Annotated in this window: 20 protein-coding genes and 1 riboswitch; of the genes, 9 read left to right on the plus strand and 11 right to left on the minus strand. The window is 58.4% G+C overall.

Annotated elements, in window-relative coordinates; genetic code table 11:
- Window positions 1–49 precede the first annotated feature (49 nt).
- A complete protein-coding gene (gene yvcK / locus IM317_RS18445; RefSeq protein WP_010428835.1) occupies window positions 50–958 on the minus strand; it encodes a uridine diphosphate-N-acetylglucosamine-binding protein YvcK in 909 nt (302 codons plus the stop codon).
- Window positions 959–1,183: 225 nt separating this feature from the next.
- A riboswitch (molybdenum cofactor riboswitch) is annotated at window positions 1,184–1,317 on the plus strand.
- Between yvcK and moaA the strand changes: the two genes are divergently transcribed.
- From moaA to IM317_RS18475, 6 genes are all read left to right on the plus strand, one after another.
- Window positions 1,305–2,294 carry a GTP 3',8-cyclase MoaA gene (moaA, locus tag IM317_RS18450; protein ID WP_033144979.1) on the plus strand — a complete coding sequence of 330 codons (990 nt, stop codon included), beginning with the start codon at window positions 1,305–1,307 and terminating at the stop codon, window positions 2,292–2,294. (Overlaps the previous riboswitch by 13 nt.)
- Window positions 2,295–2,318: 24 nt before the next feature.
- Window positions 2,319–2,831, plus strand: coding sequence for a molybdenum cofactor biosynthesis protein B (gene moaB, locus IM317_RS18455; RefSeq protein WP_024908761.1), 513 nt, complete (start codon window positions 2,319–2,321; stop codon window positions 2,829–2,831).
- A 3-nt stretch (window positions 2,832–2,834) separates the two neighbouring features.
- The gene (moaC, locus tag IM317_RS18460; RefSeq protein ID WP_008501142.1) at window positions 2,835–3,320 is read left to right on the plus strand and encodes a cyclic pyranopterin monophosphate synthase MoaC; all 486 of its coding nucleotides are present in this window, start codon (window positions 2,835–2,837) and stop codon (window positions 3,318–3,320) included.
- Complete coding sequence (gene moaD, locus IM317_RS18465; protein ID WP_033144980.1) at window positions 3,313–3,558, plus strand: molybdopterin synthase sulfur carrier subunit; 246 nt, start codon at window positions 3,313–3,315, stop codon at window positions 3,556–3,558. Before moaC ends, moaD begins: the two co-directional genes overlap by 8 nt.
- A 1-nt stretch (window position 3,559) precedes the next feature.
- Window positions 3,560–4,012 (plus strand): molybdopterin synthase catalytic subunit MoaE, encoded by a 453-nt coding sequence (moaE, locus tag IM317_RS18470; RefSeq protein ID WP_033144981.1) that lies wholly within the window; start codon window positions 3,560–3,562, stop codon window positions 4,010–4,012.
- A gap of 64 nt (window positions 4,013–4,076) precedes the next feature.
- The gene (locus IM317_RS18475) at window positions 4,077–4,784 is read left to right on the plus strand and encodes a Bax inhibitor-1/YccA family protein (RefSeq protein ID WP_033144982.1); all 708 of its coding nucleotides are present in this window, start codon (window positions 4,077–4,079) and stop codon (window positions 4,782–4,784) included.
- Window positions 4,785–4,884: 100 nt separating this feature from the next.
- On the opposite strand, the gene IM317_RS18480 is transcribed toward IM317_RS18475, so the two are convergent.
- The 3 genes from IM317_RS18480 to IM317_RS18490 are packed head-to-tail and all read right to left on the minus strand — an operon-like array spanning window position 4,885 to window position 7,843.
- Window positions 4,885–5,847, minus strand: coding sequence for a YbhN family protein (locus IM317_RS18480; RefSeq protein WP_033144983.1), 963 nt, complete (start codon window positions 5,845–5,847; stop codon window positions 4,885–4,887).
- A complete protein-coding gene (gene clsB / locus IM317_RS18485) occupies window positions 5,847–7,085 on the minus strand; it encodes a cardiolipin synthase ClsB (protein ID WP_033144984.1) in 1,239 nt (412 codons plus the stop codon). Before clsB ends, IM317_RS18480 begins: the two co-directional genes overlap by 1 nt.
- Entirely contained in the window at window positions 7,082–7,843 is a 762-nt protein-coding gene (locus IM317_RS18490) for an endonuclease/exonuclease/phosphatase family protein (protein WP_023334979.1), read from the minus strand. The genes clsB and IM317_RS18490 overlap by 4 nt, the downstream gene beginning before the upstream one ends.
- Before the next feature lie 133 nt (window positions 7,844–7,976).
- On the opposite strand from IM317_RS18490, the gene IM317_RS18495 reads away from it, so the two are divergent.
- Window positions 7,977–8,387, plus strand: a complete 411-nt coding sequence (locus tag IM317_RS18495; protein WP_014883088.1) for a YbhQ family protein — start codon at window positions 7,977–7,979, stop codon at window positions 8,385–8,387.
- On the opposite strand, the gene IM317_RS18500 is transcribed toward IM317_RS18495, so the two are convergent.
- From IM317_RS18500 to cecR, 5 genes are read right to left on the minus strand one after another with little or no spacing between them, the layout of a single operon-like run.
- A complete protein-coding gene (locus IM317_RS18500; RefSeq protein WP_023310860.1) occupies window positions 8,349–9,455 on the minus strand; it encodes an ABC transporter permease in 1,107 nt (368 codons plus the stop codon). The genes IM317_RS18495 and IM317_RS18500 overlap by 39 nt on opposite strands.
- 9 nt (window positions 9,456–9,464) lie before the next feature.
- On the minus strand, window positions 9,465–10,598 hold the full coding sequence (locus tag IM317_RS18505; RefSeq protein ID WP_033144985.1) for an ABC transporter permease: 1,134 nt from the start codon (window positions 10,596–10,598) through the stop codon (window positions 9,465–9,467).
- Window positions 10,588–12,327, minus strand: coding sequence for an ATP-binding cassette domain-containing protein (locus tag IM317_RS18510; protein WP_033144986.1), 1,740 nt, complete (start codon window positions 12,325–12,327; stop codon window positions 10,588–10,590). The genes IM317_RS18505 and IM317_RS18510 overlap by 11 nt, the downstream gene beginning before the upstream one ends.
- Entirely contained in the window at window positions 12,320–13,315 is a 996-nt protein-coding gene (gene hlyD, locus IM317_RS18515; RefSeq protein ID WP_033144987.1) for a secretion protein HlyD, read from the minus strand. The genes IM317_RS18510 and hlyD overlap by 8 nt, the downstream gene beginning before the upstream one ends.
- Complete coding sequence (gene cecR / locus IM317_RS18520) at window positions 13,312–13,989, minus strand: transcriptional regulator CecR (RefSeq protein ID WP_033144988.1); 678 nt, start codon at window positions 13,987–13,989, stop codon at window positions 13,312–13,314. Before cecR ends, hlyD begins: the two co-directional genes overlap by 4 nt.
- A gap of 207 nt (window positions 13,990–14,196) precedes the next feature.
- Here cecR and rhlE point away from each other — a divergent pair, with 207 nt between their 5' ends.
- Together rhlE and dinG are read left to right on the plus strand one after the other, a co-directional pair.
- A complete protein-coding gene (rhlE, locus tag IM317_RS18525; RefSeq protein ID WP_033144989.1) occupies window positions 14,197–15,582 on the plus strand; it encodes an ATP-dependent RNA helicase RhlE in 1,386 nt (461 codons plus the stop codon).
- A 97-nt stretch (window positions 15,583–15,679) separates the two neighbouring features.
- Window positions 15,680–17,857, plus strand: coding sequence for an ATP-dependent DNA helicase DinG (gene dinG, locus IM317_RS18530; protein WP_033144990.1), 2,178 nt, complete (start codon window positions 15,680–15,682; stop codon window positions 17,855–17,857).
- Here the strand turns inward: dinG and IM317_RS18535 are convergent.
- Window positions 17,844–18,347, minus strand: coding sequence for a fimbrial protein (locus IM317_RS18535; RefSeq protein ID WP_033144991.1), 504 nt, complete (start codon window positions 18,345–18,347; stop codon window positions 17,844–17,846). The two genes, dinG and IM317_RS18535, sit on opposite strands and share 14 nt — an antisense overlap.
- Entirely contained in the window at window positions 18,344–19,336 is a 993-nt protein-coding gene (locus IM317_RS18540; protein WP_033146508.1) for a fimbrial protein, read from the minus strand. The genes IM317_RS18535 and IM317_RS18540 overlap by 4 nt, the downstream gene beginning before the upstream one ends.

The following is a 19,336-nucleotide window of genomic DNA, read 5'->3' on the forward strand; positions in this document are numbered from 1 at the left end:
CCCCGTGGGAGAGGGCAGGAGGGAGGGCAACAGGCCGCACAAAACGAACCTAACCCAGCGCCTGAATCGCCTTCTCCAGGGCCTCGCGCAACAGGTGACGGTCATGGCGATATTTAATGTCACTCGCTTCCAGCGGCTCCTGCACCACCACGCGGTCGCCAATACCCGACACATCCACCTTCGGCCCGACCACGACGCCGTCGATAATTTTTTTACCGACGTACTGCTCCATTAAATCAAGTTTGTCAGCCAGCGACAGGCTCGCCGCCGCGGGGCTCAGTTCACGTCCCAGGTTACCGATGTAAACCATCGGGGCAGGGGTGCGGCGCAGCGCCTGCGCCAGCTCTTTTACCAGCAGAATGGGCATCAGGCTGGTGTAAAAACTGCCCGGACCGATCAGGATAAGATCCGCTTCCCCGATGGCCTCCACCGCTTCTCGCGTGGCGGGCACGCTCGGATAGGTCATTAACTCCGTTGGCGGCAGGATGAGCTGGTCGATATTCACTTCGCCGTACACTTCATGCCCTTCGGCGTCGATTGCCATCAAGTCAACCGGTTGTTCTGACATGGGGATCAGGAATGCGTCCACTTTGAGCAGATTACGGATTAAGTTGATGGCTTCCAGAGGCCTTACGCTCAGGTGATCGAGCGCCTTTAACATCAGATTTCCGAGGTTATGCCCGGAAAGTTCGCCATTACCGCCAAAACGGTACTCAAACATCGCCGACGCGACGCTCGGCTCGGTAATTAACTGGTTCAGGCAGTTGCGCATATCTCCCCAGGCAATGCCGCCTTCGGCACGTCGAATGCGCCCGGTTGAGCCGCCGTTGTCGGTGGTGGTTACTATCCCTGTCAGCCTTGAGCCGAGTGACGACAAAGAGGACATAACCCGGCCTAAGCCGTGTCCTCCGCCAAGAGCGACCACTCGGTCAAGATCCGCAAAAGTGCGATTGCGCATACGTATTCCTTATCACGTTCGATCGCGTAACAGTAACCTAACTACCCCTAAAAGACGATGCCTCACCCGATGCAAAATGACGTATATCAATGTGAAAATGCGGTTTTTAGGTATTCTGTAGCGAAAATGCAGGAACGATTCGCTATATAGATAATTATATAGCGTGAAGCGATAATGGCGTCGTCAGAATTTCCGCGCTACTATCGCCCTAACCACGTTTTCAAAATTGAAAACATACACTCTAGCCCTTGTGCCTGTGTCGAAAGATATGGCGCTCTGGCCGTGGCGAATTTGCCACCAGGGTACAGAAAGAAATGACTGTGCCTCCCGATCTGGAAAGGTGTACATGGCTTCACAACTTACTGATGCTTTCGCGCGTAAGTTTTATTACTTACGTCTGTCGATTACCGATGTGTGCAACTTCCGTTGCACCTACTGCCTGCCCGATGGCTACAAACCGGGCAGCGTCACCAATAACGGCTTTCTCTCCGTGGATGAAGTGCGCCGCGTCACGCGCGCTTTCTCTGAGCTCGGCACCGAAAAAGTGCGTCTGACCGGCGGCGAACCCTCCCTACGCCGCGATTTCCCCGACATCATCGCCGCCGTGCGTGAAAACGAACGTATCCGCCAGATTGCGGTGACCACCAACGGTTACCGCATGGCGCGTGACGTGGCGAACTGGCGCGATGCCGGGCTGACGGCGATCAACGTCAGCGTCGATAGCCTGGACGCTCGTCAGTTCCATGCCATTACCGGCCAGGATAAATTTCAGCAGGTCATGGACGGCATCGACGCCGCGTTCACGGCGGGCTTCGAAAAAGTCAAAGTCAACACGGTGCTGATGCGTGATGTGAACCATCACCAGCTCGATACCTTCCTGGCGTGGATCAAATCCCGCCCTATACAGCTGCGTTTTATCGAGCTGATGGAAACCGGCGAGGGCAGCGAGCTGTTTCGTCGCCATCACATCTCCGGCATGGTGCTGCGCGACGAGCTGCTGAAACGCGGCTGGATCCATCAAATCCGCCAGCGCAGCGACGGCCCGGCGCAGGTCTTCTGTCACCCGGATTATGAGGGTGAGATTGGGCTTATCATGCCCTATGAGAAAGACTTCTGCGCCAGCTGCAACCGCCTGCGCGTCTCCTCCGTTGGCAAGCTCCATCTTTGCCTGTTCGGCGACGGCGGCGTGGATCTCCGCGATCTGCTGGAAGACGATGCGCAGCAGGCCGCGCTTGAAGCACGTATTTCTGACGCGCTGACGCATAAAAAACAGACCCACTTCCTGCATCAGGGCAATACCGGCATTACTCAGAACCTGTCCTACATCGGCGGGTAATCAGCCTTAAGAAGGAATCAGAAGATGAGTCAGGTAAGCGCAGAATTTATCCCGACACGCATTGCTATCCTTACCGTTTCCGACCGCCGTGGCGAAGAGGATGATACCTCCGGCCACTGGCTGCGCGAGGCGGCCCATGACGCGGGGCATCACATCGTCGATAAAGCGATCGTGAAGGAGAACCGCTACGCCATTCGCGCTCAGGTTTCGCAGTGGATTGCGAGTGATGAGGTGCAGGTGGTGCTGATCACCGGCGGCACCGGCTTTACCGCAGGCGATCAGGCCCCTGAAGCGCTGATCCCGCTATTCGACCGCGAGGTGGAAGGCTTCGGCGAAGTGTTCCGCATGCTCTCCTTTGAAGAGATTGGTACCTCCACGCTCCAGTCGCGCGCCGTTGCCGGGGTGGCTAACAAAACCCTGATTTTCGCTATGCCGGGCTCGACCAAAGCCTGCCGCACCGCGTGGGAAAACATCATCGCCCCGCAGCTGGATGCCCGTACCCGTCCGTGTAATTTCCATCCCCATTTAAAGAAATAAGCTATGTCACAACTGACCCATATTAACGCCGCCGGCGAAGCGCATATGGTGGACGTCTCCGCCAAAGCGGAAACGGTGCGCGAGGCGCGCGCCGAAGCGTTCGTCACCATGCTGCCGGAAACCCTGGCGATGATTATCGACGGCAGCCATCACAAGGGCGACGTCTTTGCCACCGCCCGCATCGCCGGTATTCAGGCCGCCAAACGGACCTGGGATCTCATTCCGCTGTGCCATCCGCTGATGCTGAGCAAGGTGGAAGTGAACCTGCAGGCGCAGCCGGAGCATAATCGCGTGCGCATTGAGTCACTCTGCCGCTTAACCGGCAAAACCGGCGTGGAGATGGAGGCGCTGACGGCGGCCTCAGTCGCCGCGCTGACCATCTACGACATGTGCAAAGCGGTGCAGAAAGATATGGTGATTGGCCCGGTTCGCCTGCTGGCAAAAAGCGGCGGCAAATCCGGTGATTTTAAGGTGGACAGCCATGATTAAGGTGCTCTTTTTTGCGCAGGTGCGCGAGCTGGTGAATACCGACAGCCTGACGCTGGATGCGTCCTTCGAAAACGTCGCTACCCTGCGAGCGCATCTGGCGGCACAAAGCGACCGCTGGGCGCTGGCGCTCGACGAAGGCAAGCTGCTGGCCGCCGTTAACCAGACGCTGGTGGAATTCACCCATCCGCTGAACGCAGGGGATGAAGTGGCCTTCTTCCCGCCGGTTACGGGGGGCTAAGATGGCTGAAACCCGAATTCTGGTGAGTCCCGAGCGTTTTAACGTGGGGACCGAATACAGCTGGCTGGCGGAACGTGATGAAGACGGCGCGGTCGTCACCTTCACCGGCAAGGTGCGCAACCACAACCTCGGTGACAGCGTGAAGGCGCTGACGCTGGAGCACTATCCGGGGATGACCGAGAAATCGCTGGCGGAGATTGTCGACGAGGCGCGAGGCCGCTGGCCGCTTGGCCGCGTCACGGTTATTCACCGCATCGGCGAGATGTGGCCTGGCGAAGAGATTGTCTTCGTCGGGGTGACCAGCGCGCACCGCAGCAGCGCGTTTGCGGCAGGGGAGTTCATTATGGATTACCTCAAAACCAAAGCGCCGTTCTGGAAGCGCGAAGCCACGCCGGAAGGTAACCGCTGGGTAGAATCGCGCGACAGCGATAAACAAGCCGCCAGCCGTTGGTAGTCGGTTTACGTGGATGTGTTAATCTTAACGTGTGTGTCTACTTAATCTTAATCAGGAGTGAATCATGGACCGATTTCCGCGTTCCGATTCAATAGTACAGCAGACCCGTAGCGGCCTGCAGACGTATATGGCTCAGGTGTACGGCTGGATGACGGTTGGCCTGCTGCTTACCGCGTTTATCGCGTGGTATGCGGCGAACACGCCTGAACTGATGATGTTTATCTTCTCCAGCAAAATCACCTTCTTTGGGCTGATTATCGCGCAGCTGGCGCTGGTGTTTGTGCTTTCTGGTCTGGTGCAAAAGCTGAGTGCCGGAATGGCGACTACGCTGTTTATGCTCTATTCGGCGCTAACCGGGCTGACGCTTTCCAGTATCTTCATCGTTTACACCTACTCCTCCATCGCCAGCACCTTCGTGGTCACCGGCGGGATGTTCGGTGCGATGAGCCTGTACGGTTACACCACGAAGCGCGATCTGAGCGGTTTCGGCAGCATGCTGTTTATGGGGCTGATTGGGATTGTGCTGGCGTCGTTGGTAAACCTGTGGCTGAAGAGCGACGCGTTGATGTGGGCCGTAACCTACATCGGGGTGGTGATCTTCGTTGGGTTGACGGCGTATGACACCCAGAAGCTGAAAAACATCGGCGAGCAGATCGACGTACGCGACAGTTCGAACCTGCGCAAATACGCGATTCTGGGCGCGCTGACGCTGTATCTGGACTTCATCAACCTGTTCCTGATGCTGCTGCGGATTTTCGGCAACCGTCGCTAAGGTTGTTTTGCCGGGATGCGGTCTGGTGCCCTCACCCTGACCCTCTCCCGTGGGAGAGGGAACAAACACTAAAAACGGCAACAAGGTTGCCGTTTTGCTTTTATTTCGCTAACGCCTTCTCGTTCTTCGCTCTCAGCTTTTTCGCCCGACTCTCCAGCACCAGATAACACACCGTTGCCAGCGCCAGCGGCAGGAAGTAATACAGCATGCGGTACGCCAGCAGGGCGGCGATAATCGTTCCCTGAGAGACATGCTCCCCGGCCAGCAGGGCAATAAATACCGCCTCCAGCACGCCGATCCCCGCCGGAATATGCACAATCACGCCCGCAATACTGCTCACCAGCAGCACGCCCAGCACGAAGAAGTAATTGACGTCCTCGCCAATCAGCAGCCAGATAATCGCCCCCATCGCCATCCAGTTGGCGCTGGAGACGGCCATCTGCAGCACCGCAAACTTCCACGAGGGCAGCACCAGCTTTTGCCCCTTAATGGTCATATGGCGGCGTCTGGCAAAGGCGCAGGCCCACAGATAAACGGCGATAATCAGCAGCAGTACGATGCCCAGAATGCGCAGCGTAGCCTCATCGATATACCAGTGCGCGGGCAGCTGCACCACGCCGATGGTGAAGATCACCCCGCCGAGCAGAATATAGCCCAGCCAGTTGGTGGTGATGCTTAACGAGAAAATGCGCGTGATGGTCCCGCCCGGCAGGCCGAGCCGCGAGTAGAGGCGATAGCGCATGCCAATGCCGCCGACCCAGGTGCTCAGCGTCAGGTTGAAGGCGTAGCAGATAAACGACACCAGCATAACCTGACGTTTGGCCAGCTTGTGGCCGCAGTAAGCGCGGCCCAGCAGGTCATAACAGCCGTACATCAGGTAGCTGACAATAACCAGCCCCACAGCGCCCAGCAGCACCATCCGGTTATAGTTGCGGATGACTTTCCACACCTCTTCCCAGTCAACTTTCTGCGCGTAGACCACCAGCAGAACCGCGACCGCAATAAAAAACAGCCAGGTCAGGATCTTTTTTGCCAGCCGCCAGCGCGGATGCGATTTCGACATCAGGGTTTGCCTCCGTCTTCCGCTTCAATACGGTCCTGGGTTTCCATTTCGGGCTGTACCGGCGGGTCCACCTGCGCAAGCTTAGGCGTATGCGCCGGCAGCCAGCCGACCATGGCCGGGAAATGACGCAGAAAGTGGAACACCACCACGCTGATGCCCAGGTTCCACCAGGTGCGTTTGGGAACCATGGATTCGTCCACGCGCACGCAGTCGTTAACGATCAGCGCCTGCAGGTTATCCCGCAGGGTCTGGTTAAACTGGCGATCGTGAATGATCAGGTTAGCTTCGAGATTGAGCGATAAGCTCAGCGGATCGAGATTACTGGAACCCACGGTGGCCCAGTGATCGTCCATCAGCGCCACTTTGCCGTGCAGCGGTCGGCGGCGATATTCGTAGATCTGTACGCCGCCCTTCACCAGGTAGTTATACAGCAGGCGTGCGCCGACTTTGACGATAGGCATATCCGGCTCGCCCTGCACAATCAGCTTCACGCGAACCCCGCGTCGGGCCGCATTGCGCATGGCGTGCAGCAGACGATAGCCGGGGAAAAAGTAGGCGTTAGCAATAATCACTTCGCGCTTCGCGTTGGCGAGCATCTTGAGATAATGACGTTCAATGTCGTCCCGGTGCTCGCCGTTATCCCGCCAGACGAAAAGGGCCTGCGCTTCGCCGGGCTTCCGGTTCTCTTCCGGGCGATGGCGGCGTCTCCACCAGCGGCGAACGGCCTCTTTACCCGGCAGGTTCTCCAGCTCAAACAGTAAGATGTCCTGAACCACGGGGCCTTCAATGCGAATAGCGTAGTCCTGCTTCGCCTCCGGGCCGTAGTCGGACATATGCTCAGCGGAGTAGTTAATGCCGCCGACAAACGCCACCGTCTCGTCCACCACCACTATTTTGCGATGCATCCGGCGGAAAAGATTGGTGCGCATGCCGAACAGGCGAGGGCCGGGATCGTAGTAGCGGAACACCACGCCTGCGGAGGTCAACTCATTCACAAACGTATCGCTGAGATCCGGCGAGCCATAGCCATCAAGCAATACTTCAATTTTGACGCCGCGCCGGGCGGCGCGCAGCAGCACGCCATGCAGCTGCTTGCCGACGTCGTCTTCGAACCAGATAAAGGTTTCGAGGATCACCTTCTGCTGTGCATGGTCAATCGCTTTAAACACGGCCGGATAATACTCGTCCCCATTGACCAGCAGCGTGATTCGGTTGCCTTCCTGCCAGGAACATTTCATAGGTGGATCTCCGCGCTGAGCGGGGCATGGTCGGAAAGATGTCGCCAGTTAAGGAGCGCCAGGGCGGTCGGGCTGCTGGCGTGGGCATTTTTCACGTAGATGCGGTCAAGCCGAAGCAGCGGGAAACGGACCGGGAAGGTGCGCGCAGGCCTGCCGTTGGCGCGAGTAAAAATCTCTTCCAGCCCGGCATCCACTTTCAACGGATGGTTTGCCCGCTGTCTCCAGTCGTTGAAATCGCCCGCTACCACCACCGGTTCACCTTCGGGAAGCGCGTTGGCCCATTCGGCCAGCATTTTCAGCTGCGCCTGACGATGGGCTTCGCGAAGGCCCAGGTGAACACAGCCGACATGGACAGGTCGCTCGAGGTCGGGCGGCGTAATGCGGCAGTAAAGCAGGCCGCGTTTTTCGCTTTCCCCGACGGAAACGTCGCGGTTTTCGTAATGTTCAATGGGGTAGCGGGACAGCACCGCGTTTCCGTGATGCCCTTCCGGATAGACCGCGTTGCGGCCATAGGCGTAGTCACTCCACATGGTGTCGGCCAGAAATTCATAGTGCGGCGTGTCGGGCCAGTTCTCAAAGTGGAGCGGATGCACTTCGTGTGCGCCCATCACCTCCTGCAGGCAGACAATATCCGCGCTGACGGTGCGTACCGCGTCGCGCAGCTCCGGTAAAATGAAGCGGCGGTTAAATGCTGTGAAGCCCTTATGAATGTTTATCGTCAGCACCTTAAGCGAGAAATGCTGCATTTTTTGAGTCATAAGCTCCTTCCTGAGTGACTATCCCAATGAAAATAAAGTGTAGTCGTCGTCACAAAAAGATGCGGCGTTACGGAATTTTCCGTAAAGTGCGGTAGTCTGATTAAGCAGAGAAAAATCCTTCAGGAGAGAAGCCATGAAGTGGCAACAACGTGTTCGTGTCGCAACTGGCCTGAGTTGCTGGCAGATAATGTTGCATTTACTGGTCGTGGCCGTACTGGTGATGGGCTGGATGAGCGGCACGCTGGTGCGTGTTGGCCTGGGGCTATGCGTCCTTTATGGCGTCACCGTGCTGTCGATGCTGTTCTTACAGCGCCACCATGAAGCGCGCTGGCGCGAGGTGGGTGATGTGCTCGAAGAGCTCACCACCACCTGGTATTTTGGTGCGGCGATGATTGTGCTTTGGCTGCTGTCGCGCGTGCTGCAAAACAACCTGCTGCTGGCCCTGGCGGGTCTGGCTATCCTCGCAGGGCCTGCGGTCGTCTCGCTGCTGACCAAAGAGAAAAAGCTACGCAATGTTGCGTCTAAACATCGCGTACGCCACTGAGCCCGTCGTGGCCGCTATGACCAGTAGCGGCCACAAACTTCCCCAGACAATATCCAGACTCGCATCCTTCAGATAGATTTGCTTGGTGATGTCCGTAAAGTGCCGAATCGGGTTTACCCACGTCAGATCCTGTAGCCACACCGGCATGTTCTCGACGGGTGAAACATAACCCGAGAGCAAAATCGCGGGCATCATAAAGACGAAGACCCCGATAAACGCCTGCTGCTGCGTCGAGCAGAGCGCCGAGATCAGCAGTCCAAATCCCACCAGCGACAGCCCGTAAATGACCATCGTGAAGTAAAACAGCGCCAGCGAACCGGCGAACGGGATCTGATAGGCCCAAATTCCCACCCCCAGCACGATAGTGGCCTGAAACGTCGCGACGATCAGCGCCGGGACCGCTTTGCCGACGAAAATTTGCCAGGTGGCGAGCGGGGAGACCAGCAGCTGGTCCAGCGTGCCCTGTTCGCGCTCGCGGGCGACGGAAAGGGAAGTCACGATCATCACCCCGATAGTGGTGATCATGGCGATTAGCGACGGCACCACGAACCACTTGTAGTCCAGGTTCGGGTTGTACCAGTTACGCACCACCAGCTCGCTGTTGTTGGGCTTCGGTTTGCCCTCCATCAGCTCCTGCTGGTAATCCTTCACCACCTGCTGCAGGTAGTTGGCGGCTATCTGGGCGCTGTTGGAGTTACGCCCGTCGAGGATCAGCTGCATCGGCGCGGTCTGGAAGGTATCCAGATTGCGGGAGAAATCCGCCGGGAACCGCACCAGCAGCAGCGCTTTTTGCGTGTCGATGGTGGGCTGGATCTCCTGCGGGCTTTTCAGCAGCAGGATGTGGGTAAAGGCTTTTGCACGGGCAAAACGCTGCGTCAGCTCGACGGAATGTTTGCCGTTATCTTCGTTGTAAATGGCAATGGTGGCGTTGGTCACCTCAAGGGTGGCGGCAAACGGGAACAGTAAAACCTGGATCAGCACCGGCAAGACCAGAATGGCGCGGGTTTGCGGCTCGCGCAGCAGGGATTGCAGCTCTTTGCGTATCAACGTCCATAATCGGTGAAACATGTTCGCTCCTTAATCCAGTCGCCGTTTGGTTTTCATCCACGTCAACCCAATAAACATCGCCGCTGACGCCATTAAAAACAGCGTGTTGACGATCAGCACCACCGGAATATTCCCCGCCAGGAACAGGCTTTGCAGCGTGCTCACAAAGTAGCGCGCCGGAATAACATAGGTCACGGTGCGGATCACCGCAGGCATACTGTCTATCTGGAAGATAAACCCGGACAGCATAATCGACGGTAAAAAGGCGGCGTTGAGGGCCACCTGCGCGGCGTTGAACTGGTTGCGGGTGATGGTGGAGATGAGCAGCCCCATGCCCAGCGTGCTGAGTAAAAACAGGCTGGTGATAAAAAACAGCACCACCAGCGAGCCGCGATACGGCACGCCGAGGATAAAGACTGAGACAAGCATACAGAGCAGCATCGCCAGCATGCCGAGGAAATAGTAGGGGATGAGCTTGCACAGCAGCAGCTCGACGCGCGTCACTTCGGTAGAGAGCAGCGCCTCCATGGTCCCGCGCTCCCACTCGCGGGCGATCACCAGCGAGGTCAGGATCGCGCCAATCACCGTCATGATAATCGTCACCGCGCCCGGAATAATAAAGTGCTGGCTGATGGCGGCGGGGTTAAACCAGTAGCGCGTCTGCACGTCGATCAGCGGTTTAAATTCTTCGCCCCGATCTTCCGCCCGCTGCATCTGCCACAGCTGCCAGATCCCCTCCGCGTAGCCCTGTACAAAGTTGGCGGTGTTTGGCTCGCTGCCGTCGGTAATCACCTGGATCGGCGCATCGGCATTCGCCCGCGCCATGTTGGCGGCGAAATCCACCGGAATGACGATCAGGCCGCGAATTTTCCCGGCCTGCATTTTCTGGATCAACTCCTGCCTGTTATCGCTGATGGTGGCGTCAATGTAGGGCGATCCGGTCATGGCGTGAGTAAAGTCCAGCGCATCCTCACTCTGCTGCTCCAGCAATATCCCGACCCGCAGCTTGCTGGAGTCCAGGTTAATGCCGTAGCCAAAGATAAACAGCAGCAGCAGGGGGATGACTACCGCAATCAGCCAACTGCTGGGGTCACGCACGATCTGCCGCGTCTCTTTAATGCACAGCGCGCGCACCCTGCGCCAGGAAATGGCATTACTGCGCATGGGCATTCTCCTTATCCCAGTCGTGGATGAGGGTGATAAACGCCTGCTCCATGGTCGGATCCGGAACCTCATCGTCGGCGGCCTGGTTTTTCAGGTCGTCCGGGGTACCGTGGGCAATCAGCTTGCCGCGATACACCAGCCCGATGCGGTCACAGTACTCCGCCTCGTCCATGAAGTGGGTGGTCACCATCACGGTCACGCCTTTTTCCACCATGCTGTTGATGTGCAGCCAGAACTCACGGCGGGTAATGGGGTCAACGCCTGATGTCGGCTCATCAAGAAACAGAATATCCGGCTCGTGCATCAGCGAGCAGGCCAAGGCCAGCCGCTGCTTAAAGCCGAGCGGCAGCTCGTCGGTGGCGTGGGAGGCGATGTTGGTTAAGGCGAAGGCGTCGCTCATGCGGCGGATTTTCTCGTTCTGCGCCCGCCCGCGCAGGCCGTACACGCCGGAGAAAAAGCGCAGATTCTGTTCGACCGTCAGGTTGCCGTACAGGGAAAACTTCTGCGCCATATACCCGAGATGCTGGCGCGCCTTGCCGGAGCTGACCTTCAGATCCATATCCAGCACCAGCGCCTTGCCGGACGTCGGCACCAGCAGGCCGCACATCATCTTAAAGGTGGTCGATTTTCCCGCGCCGTTCGGTCCGAGCAGGCCAAAAATCTCCCCGCGCTTCACCGCAAAGTTGACGTTGTCGGTGGCGGCGAAATCCCCGAACTTTTTGGTGAGGGATTTGGCTTCAATCACCGTTTCGCCCGGCGTGCCTTCCACCGTATGCAAAATGGCGGCAAGCGGCGACTCTGAGGTACCCGCGCCGCCCAGCAGGTCGATAAACGCGTCCTCAAAGCGCGGTGCGGTCTCTTCTATCTCGATCTCAGGCATGCCTTGCGCCTGGCGAATATCGTCGACGGTGGCCTCTTTTTTGAGGATCACCCGTACCGAGCGGCCCTGGATCATCCCGTCGCTGACCTGCGGCAGCCTGAGCACCCGCTGCAGCAGCCTGCGGTTGGACTCCTGCGGGCTGTGCAGCAGGAAGCTGCGCCCGGCCATGCTCTGCGTCAGCGTCGTCGGCTCGCCCTGATAAAGCAGTTCGCCTTCGTTCATCAGCAGCACGTCCCGGCACTGTTCCGCTTCGTCGAGGTAGGAGGTGCTCCAGAGGATCAGCATCCCGTCGCCCGCCAGCTCGTGCACCATCTGCCACAGTTCACGGCGCGAAATCGGGTCTACGCCGACGCCGGGCTCGTCCAGCAGCAGCACTTTCGGTTCGCCGACCAGCGTGCAGGCCAGCCCCAGCTTCTGCTTCATCCCGCCGGAGAGCTTGCCCGCCAGCCGGTCGGTGAACGGGCCGAGGGAGGTAAACTCCAGCAGGCGCGCGAAGGTTTTTTGCCGCGTTTCGCCGGTGACGCTGCGCAGGTCGGCGTACAGGTTCAGGTTTTCCATCACCGTCAGGTCTTCATACAGGCCAAACTTCTGCGGCATATAGCCGAGCATGGCGTGAAGGGCTCCGTCATCCTCGATCGGGTCAAGACCGAGCACGCTGGCGCTTCCTTCATCCGGCTTGAGCAACCCCGCCAGCATCCGCATCAGCGTGGTTTTCCCCGCGCCGTCCGGACCGACCAGCCCGGTCACATAGCCTTTCCGGATGGTGCAGTTCAGCGGCGCGACGGCCGGTTTGTCCATTCCCGCGAAGCGTTTAACCAGATTGTTGAGCTGAATAACCGCGTCATTCATGTCGTTCCCCGTTGTTCACTTTTACGGTGACGGGCATGCCCTGACGCAGCGCGTCGTCCGCATCGGTCACGATGATGCGCAGGCGATACACGAGGTCGGTACGCAGGTCCGGTGTTTCAACGGTTTTCGGCGTGAATTCGGCGGTAGGGGAGACAAAGCCCACTTTGCCGTGATACGGCTTGTCCGGGCGACCGTCGGTATAAAGCAGCAGTTCGCGGCCCGGCTGCATCTGGCCGAGATTCGGCTCATCAACGTAGGCGCGTACCCAGACCGGGCGGGTCAGGGAGAGCGTTAAGACGGTGCTGCCCGCGCTGAGCATGCTGCCCGGCTCCACGGCGCGGGTCATCAGCATGCCGTCAGACGGCGCGATTAAGGTAGTGTCGTGCAGATCCAGCTCTGCCTGAGCCAGCTGCGCCTGCGCCTGTTCAAGGTTGGCTTTCGCCTGGGCGATATCCTGCGGGCGGTTACCGGTGTGGTACTGGCTTAACTTATCCTGCGCGGACTTCAGCGTTGCCTGCGCCTGGTCGCGGGACGAGCGCGCATTTTCCAGATCGTTAGCGGAAATGGTGCGGCTTTTCCACAACCCCTGCTGGCGCGCGTAGAAGTTCTGCGCGTAGTCATAGGCGGCTTGCGCCTGCTTAACGGCAGCGGCGGCCTGGGCGATCTCTTCGTCGCGATAGCCTGCCAGCATCAGGTCATACTGCGCCTGGGCGACGGACACCCCCGCTTTGGCCTGCAGCAGCGCATTCTCATAGGGCGCTTTATCCAGCATCCCCAGCGTCTGCCCGCTTTTAATGGCATCGCCTTCGTCCACGCTCAGCGAGGCGAGACGTCCGCCCACGCGGAAGCTCATGTTCACCGTGCGAATATCCACGTTGCCGTACAGCGTCAGGCCTTTATCCTGATGGCTCTGATACCACAGCCATCCACCGACTCCGGCAGCAAGCAAAACAACAACCACCAGAATGATGGCGACAGGTTTTTTCATGACTTCAGGCTCCTTTGCGTTAAGCCTTGCAGGATTAGATCGACGTGACAGGCGATGACCTTACTAATCTGCGCGGCTTTATCCTCATCAAATTGTGTCCAGCCGGTGCGTAACAGGATGGTTTCCCTGCCCAGACGGAAGGCAAGAATTTCACCCAGCAGGGCGTGGGTATGCAAAATTGTCTCGGTATCACTGGCGTCCCGCCCGGTATAGGCGGCGATCAGCCGGGTCAGGTGCGAGTGCATTGGCTCAATCACCCGATCGTGTACCCGCTGGTAGGCGACGGTCGGGGAGAGCTGCTCCCGGGAGATAAACTTGCTCAGGTTGAGCGTATCGTCGTGCGTCAGCAGGCGGATCATATCGTGGCAGGCATAGAGAATAAGCTGGCGAACGGCGGCGCGATCGGGCGACGACTGGCCGAGCAGCGCGGTGGCTTCCTCAACGTGCGGGTGAAACTGCGTGCCGATAAAATCGGCGATCCACTCGGCGCAGGCGAGGTATAAATCCTCTTTTGAGCCAAAATAATAGGTAATCGCCGCAATGTTCTGCCCGGCCAGCGCGGCAATATCGCGGGTGGTGGCATGCAGCCCGTACTCACCAAACTGCGCCAGCGCGGCGGCGATAAGCTGATTTTTGGCCTGTTCACCTTTGGTTGTTGTGGGGGTCGTATTCATGGCGGCATTAAGAATTAATCAATCGATTGATTAAGATTATGCCTGATTCACGCTAACGTCGAGGGAACGCTGAGGGATATTTTATGCGCCACGTCACAAAAGCTGCTACACTCCGCTCCTTCGCGACATTGTGGTTTTTGTCCTCCCCTATTCGTTATATCTCCCTGAAAACTACACCTGTGATGGTCGGGGCGGTTCGGAGTTTTTATGTCTTTTGATTCCCTTGGCCTGAACCCGGAAATTCTGCGCGCGATCGCAGAGCAGGGCTACGTTGAGCCAACCCCAATCCAGCAGCAGGCGATCCCCGCCGTTCTTCAGGGCCGTGACCTGATGGCGAGCGCCCAGACCGGTACCGGCAAAACCGCGGGCTTTACCCTGCCGCTGCTGGAACTGCTGGTAAAAAACCAGCCGCACGCCAAAGGCCGTCGTCCTGTCCGCGCCCTGATCCTTACCCCAACCCGCGAGCTGGCGGCGCAGATTGGTGAGAACGTGCGTGACTATAGCCGCTATCTCAACATTCGTTCGCTGGTGGTTTTCGGCGGGGTAAGCATCAACCCGCAGATGATGAAGCTGCGCAGCGGCGTCGACGTTCTGGTTGCGACTCCAGGTCGCCTGCTGGATCTGGAGCACCAGAATGCGGTGAAGCTGGACCAGGTTGAAATTCTGGTGCTGGACGAAGCCGACCGCATGCTCGACATGGGCTTTATCCACGATATTCGTCGCGTGCTGGCCAAGCTGCCCGCGCGTCGTCAGAACCTGCTCTTCTCCGCGACCTTCTCCGACGAGATCAAGGCGCTGGCGGAAAAGCTGCTGCATAACCCGCTGGAAGTGGAAGTGGCGCGCCGCAACACCGCCTCCGAGCAGGTGACGCAGCACGTTCACTTTGTGGATAAAAAGCGCAAGCGGGAACTGCTCTCCCAGATGATCGGCCAGGGCAACTGGCAGCAGGTGCTGGTCTTTACCCGCACCAAGCACGGCGCCAACCACCTGGCGGAACAGCTGAACAAAGACGGCATTCGCAGTGCGGCGATCCACGGCAACAAGAGCCAGGGCGCGCGTACCCGTGCGCTGGCTGAGTTCAAATCCGGCGATATCCGCGTGCTGGTGGCGACCGACATCGCCGCCCGTGGCCTTGACATTGAAGAGCTGCCGCACGTGGTGAACTACGAGCTGCCAAACGTGCCGGAAGATTACGTTCACCGTATCGGCCGTACCGGCCGCGCGGCGGCAACCGGTGAAGCGCTCTCTCTGGTCTGCGTGGACGAGCACAAGCTGCTGCGCGACATCGAGCGCCTGCTGAAGAAAGAGATCCCGCGCATCGAAACCCCGGGTTACGAAGTGGACCCGTCGATCAAAGCCGAGCCGATTCAGAACGGTCGTCAGGGCGGCGGTGGACGCGGTCAGGGCGGCGGCGGTCGCGGTCAGCAGCCGCGTCGTGCCGAAGGCGGTGCGCCGAAATCATCCGGCAAACCGCCGCGTCGTAATAACGACAGCAAACCGGCGGGTGAAAACCCGTGGCGCAGCGGCGAAGGGAAACCGGCAGGTGAAGGGCAGCGTCGACGCCGCCCGCGCAAGCCTGCTAACCCGCAGTAATCTGGAAGCCCGGTCGTAAAGCCGGGCTTTTCTTTTTGCGGCAGCGAAGAGAAAGTGCCACAATAGTGGCTGTTTATACAGTATTTCAGGTTTTCCGATGGCTTTAACCGCTGCGCTCAAGGCGCAAATTGGCGCATGGTATAAGGCGCTACAGCAGCAGATCCCCGACTTTATCCCCCGAGCGCCGCAGCGGCAGATGATTGCTGACGTGGCAAAAACGCTCGCCGGGGACGACGGACGACATCTGGCGATTGAAGCCCCAACCGGCGTCGGGAAAACCCTGTCGTATCTCATTCCCGGCATCGCGATTGCGCGGGAAGAGGACAAAACGCTGGTGGTCAGCACCGCCAACGTGGCGCTGCAGGATCAGATCTTCAGCAAAGATTTGCCCCTGCTGCGCAAAATCATCCCCGACCTGCGGTTTACGGCAGCCTTTGGGCGCGGGCGTTACGTGTGCCCGCGTAACCTGGCGGCGCTGGCCAGCAGCGAGCCGAATCAGCAGGATCTGCTCGCGTTTCTGGATGACGAGCTAACGCCAAACAATAAGGCCGAGCAGGAGCAGTGTGCAAAACTCAAAGTCGAGCTCGACGGCTATAAGTGGGACGGCCTGCGGGATCACACCAGCCAGGCCATCAGCGACGACCTGTGGCGCAGGCTCAGCACCGACAAAGCGAGCTGCCTGAACCGCAACTGCCACTACTACCGCGAATGCCCGTTCTTTGTCGCCCGGCGTGAAATTCAGGAGGCGGAGGTAGTGGTCGCAAACCACGCGCTGGTAATGGCGGCGCTGGAGAGCGAAGCGGTGCTGCCGGAGCCCAAAAACCTGCTGCTGGTGCTCGACGAAGGCCACCATCTGCCGGACGTGGCGCGGGATGCGCTGGAGATGAGCGCCGAAATCACCGCTCCGTGGTTCCGCCTGCAGCTGGATCTCTTCTGCAAGCTGGTAGCGACCTGCATGGAGCAGTTCCGCCCGAAAACCACGCCGCCGCTGGCGGTGCCGGAGAGGCTGAGCGACCACTGTGAAGAGGTCTATAGCCTCATCTCATCCCTGAACAACATCCTGAATCTTTATCTTCCGGCAACCCAGGAAGCCGAACATCGCTTTGCGATGGGTGAGCTACCGGAAGAGGTGATGGCGATCTGCCAGCAGCTGGCGAAACATCTGGAAAAGCTGCGCGGGCTGGCGGAGATGTTCTTAAACGATCTCAGCGAGAAAACCGGCTCGCATGACGTGGTGCGTCTGCACCGCGTTCTGCTGCAGATGAACCGCGCGCTGGGGATGTTCGAAGCGCAGAGCAAGCTCTGGCGGCTGGCCTCGATGGCGCAGGCGTCCGGCGCGCCGGTCACCAAATGGGCAACCCGCGACGTGCGGGACGGGCAGGTGCACCTCTTTTTCCACTGCGTGGGCATCCGCGTGGCCGATCAGCTGGAAAAGCTGATCTGGCGCAGCGTGCCGCACGTGGTTGTCACCTCTGCCACGCTGCGTTCCCTGAACAGTTTCTCAAGGCTGCAGGAGATGAGCGGGCTAAAAGAGAAAGCGGGCGACCGTTTCGTGGCGCTGGACTCGCCGTTTAACCACTGCGAGCAGGGCAAGCTGGTCATTCCGCGCATGAAATTCGAGCCGCTCATCGACAACGAAGAGCAGCACATCGCGGAAATGGCGGCCTACTTCCGCGAGCAGGTCGAGAGTAAAAAGTACCCCGGTATGCTGGTGCTGTTTGCCAGCGGGCGGGCGATGCAGCGTTTCCTCGAACATGTCACCGATCTGCGTTTACTCCTGCTGGTGCAGGGGGATCAGCCGCGCTACCGGCTGGTGGAAACCCACCGTAAGCGCATTGATAACGGCGAGCGCAGCGTGCTGGTGGGGTTGCAGTCGTTTGCTGAAGGCCTGGATTTGAAAGGCGACTACCTGACGCAGGTGCATATCCATAAAATCGCCTTCCCGCCCATCGACAGCCCGGTAGTGATCACCGAGGGGGAATGGCTGAAAAGCCTCAACCGCTATCCGTTTGAGGTGCAGAGTTTGCCTGCGGCGTCGTTTAACCTGATTCAGCAGGTCGGGCGCTTGATTCGTAGCCACGGCTGCTGGGGCGAGGTGGTGATTTATGACAAACGTCTGCTCACCAAAAATTACGGCCAACGGCTCCTGAACGCGCTGCCGATCTTCCCGATCGAACAGCCGGAAGTGCCCGAGGTAAAAAAACCGCCGGTCAAACTGACCGCAGGGCGCAAGAAAAGCCTCCGTGCTAAGGGGCGCGGTCCTACTGGTAAATGAAGGTCACCTGCACCACGCTGCTGAACGTTCCTGCCGTGACCGGCAATGAGGTGGCGTAATAGCGGGCGGCCAGCGGGAAATCCGCCGTGTGATTGTCCTGGTTGATCAACACGCTGAAGCTGGCGTCCGGGGCAAGCGAGATCTGATCCTGCGGGTCGGCAAGCTCCAGCGCCAGTCCTTTCGCGGTTCCGGTGCTGGCGAATTTAGTCGGATGAATACTGTCTGGCTGACCGTGAAAGGTGGCCGTGGCCAGCACGGAAGTGGTTGGGCATTTCGACAGGGTTAAGTCGAATGAATGCCATTGTCCGGTATCGCCCACATCCTTAAAATCGCCGGTATTCGCTTTGCCCAGATTGACCGTCAGGTTCTGGCTGGCGCTGTCTACCTGGCAGGCGTTGGCGTAAATGTTTCCGCGAATATCGAGCTGAATCTCTTCCGCCAGGCTCTGGCTGGCGACTCCAAGGAGTAAAAGGGCTAATAAGGTTTTCATTTGTAGGCCACCGTAATGGTTGCGACGGCATTCGCCGTTCCGGGCGTCACCTCCGAACTGGTTTGTTCGTAAGAGACGCTGAAGGGATATTGCGAGCGGATATTGGCATAGGCGGTAAAGGTATTCATATATTGCCCGAAAACAGGTATCTGACCGTTAAAGAGCATTCTCACCCCCACGCCGGTCGCCACGCCGTTTTCCGGCGTTAATTTGATCACGCCAGGAAAATTCGTTTCATAGCCATTGGCGCTGGTGATCATCATTTCCGGCTGTACATCCTGATCGCAGAGCATGTCGATATTGAATACCGACTGGGAGACCAGGGTTCCCGGACCGGTAAAACGGCTCACCGGAAAATCCCCCAGCGTGACGGTCAGAGATTTGGGTGATACGGTGCAGGTGACTGCTTTAACCACCACGTTACCTGAGTAGGAGAGGGTGTTTGGATAACTCAAGCTTTCTACTTGCTCAACACCAAAGCCAAATTGTGTATTACTGGATGTGAGTGTACCGGCGGTTACCACCTCGCTGGTTTTCACCAGTTCCAGCGAGACGTCGAAGCTAAACGCAAATGAACCATCGCTACCGCTCGAATCAGACACTTGACCCACGGAAGACTTAGTTGTGCAGATTTGGTCTGCTGCTCCCATCACGCGCTCCCCTTTACTGTTTCGGAGCGACACACCGATCCCGGCAACACCCGACTCATAAACACCAGGGATATTGGGAGTCTCTCTACCCAGGCCGTGGTAACAGGCAATGATCTGACGGCCTGCGTCTTCGGCTGTATAGCAGCCCCCCGCAATGTGAGCCGAACGTTCCGTTCCCGGGATGGTCTCTCCCACGGGAAGGCTGGTAGGCACTGAAATAGACGCTAACGACAGCAGCGCTGGTAAATTTGGTGAGACACAGTTGGCCTTTGCGTGCGGCATGAAGAGTGCTGCCGTCGCCAGAACTAAAAGTAAGAAAAACGATTTTGCTATCTGCAT

Origin of the sequence: Enterobacter cloacae complex sp. S3 (genome assembly GCF_014930495.1) — a bacterium.
Taxonomy (GTDB): domain Bacteria; phylum Pseudomonadota; class Gammaproteobacteria; order Enterobacterales; family Enterobacteriaceae; genus Enterobacter; species Enterobacter asburiae_B.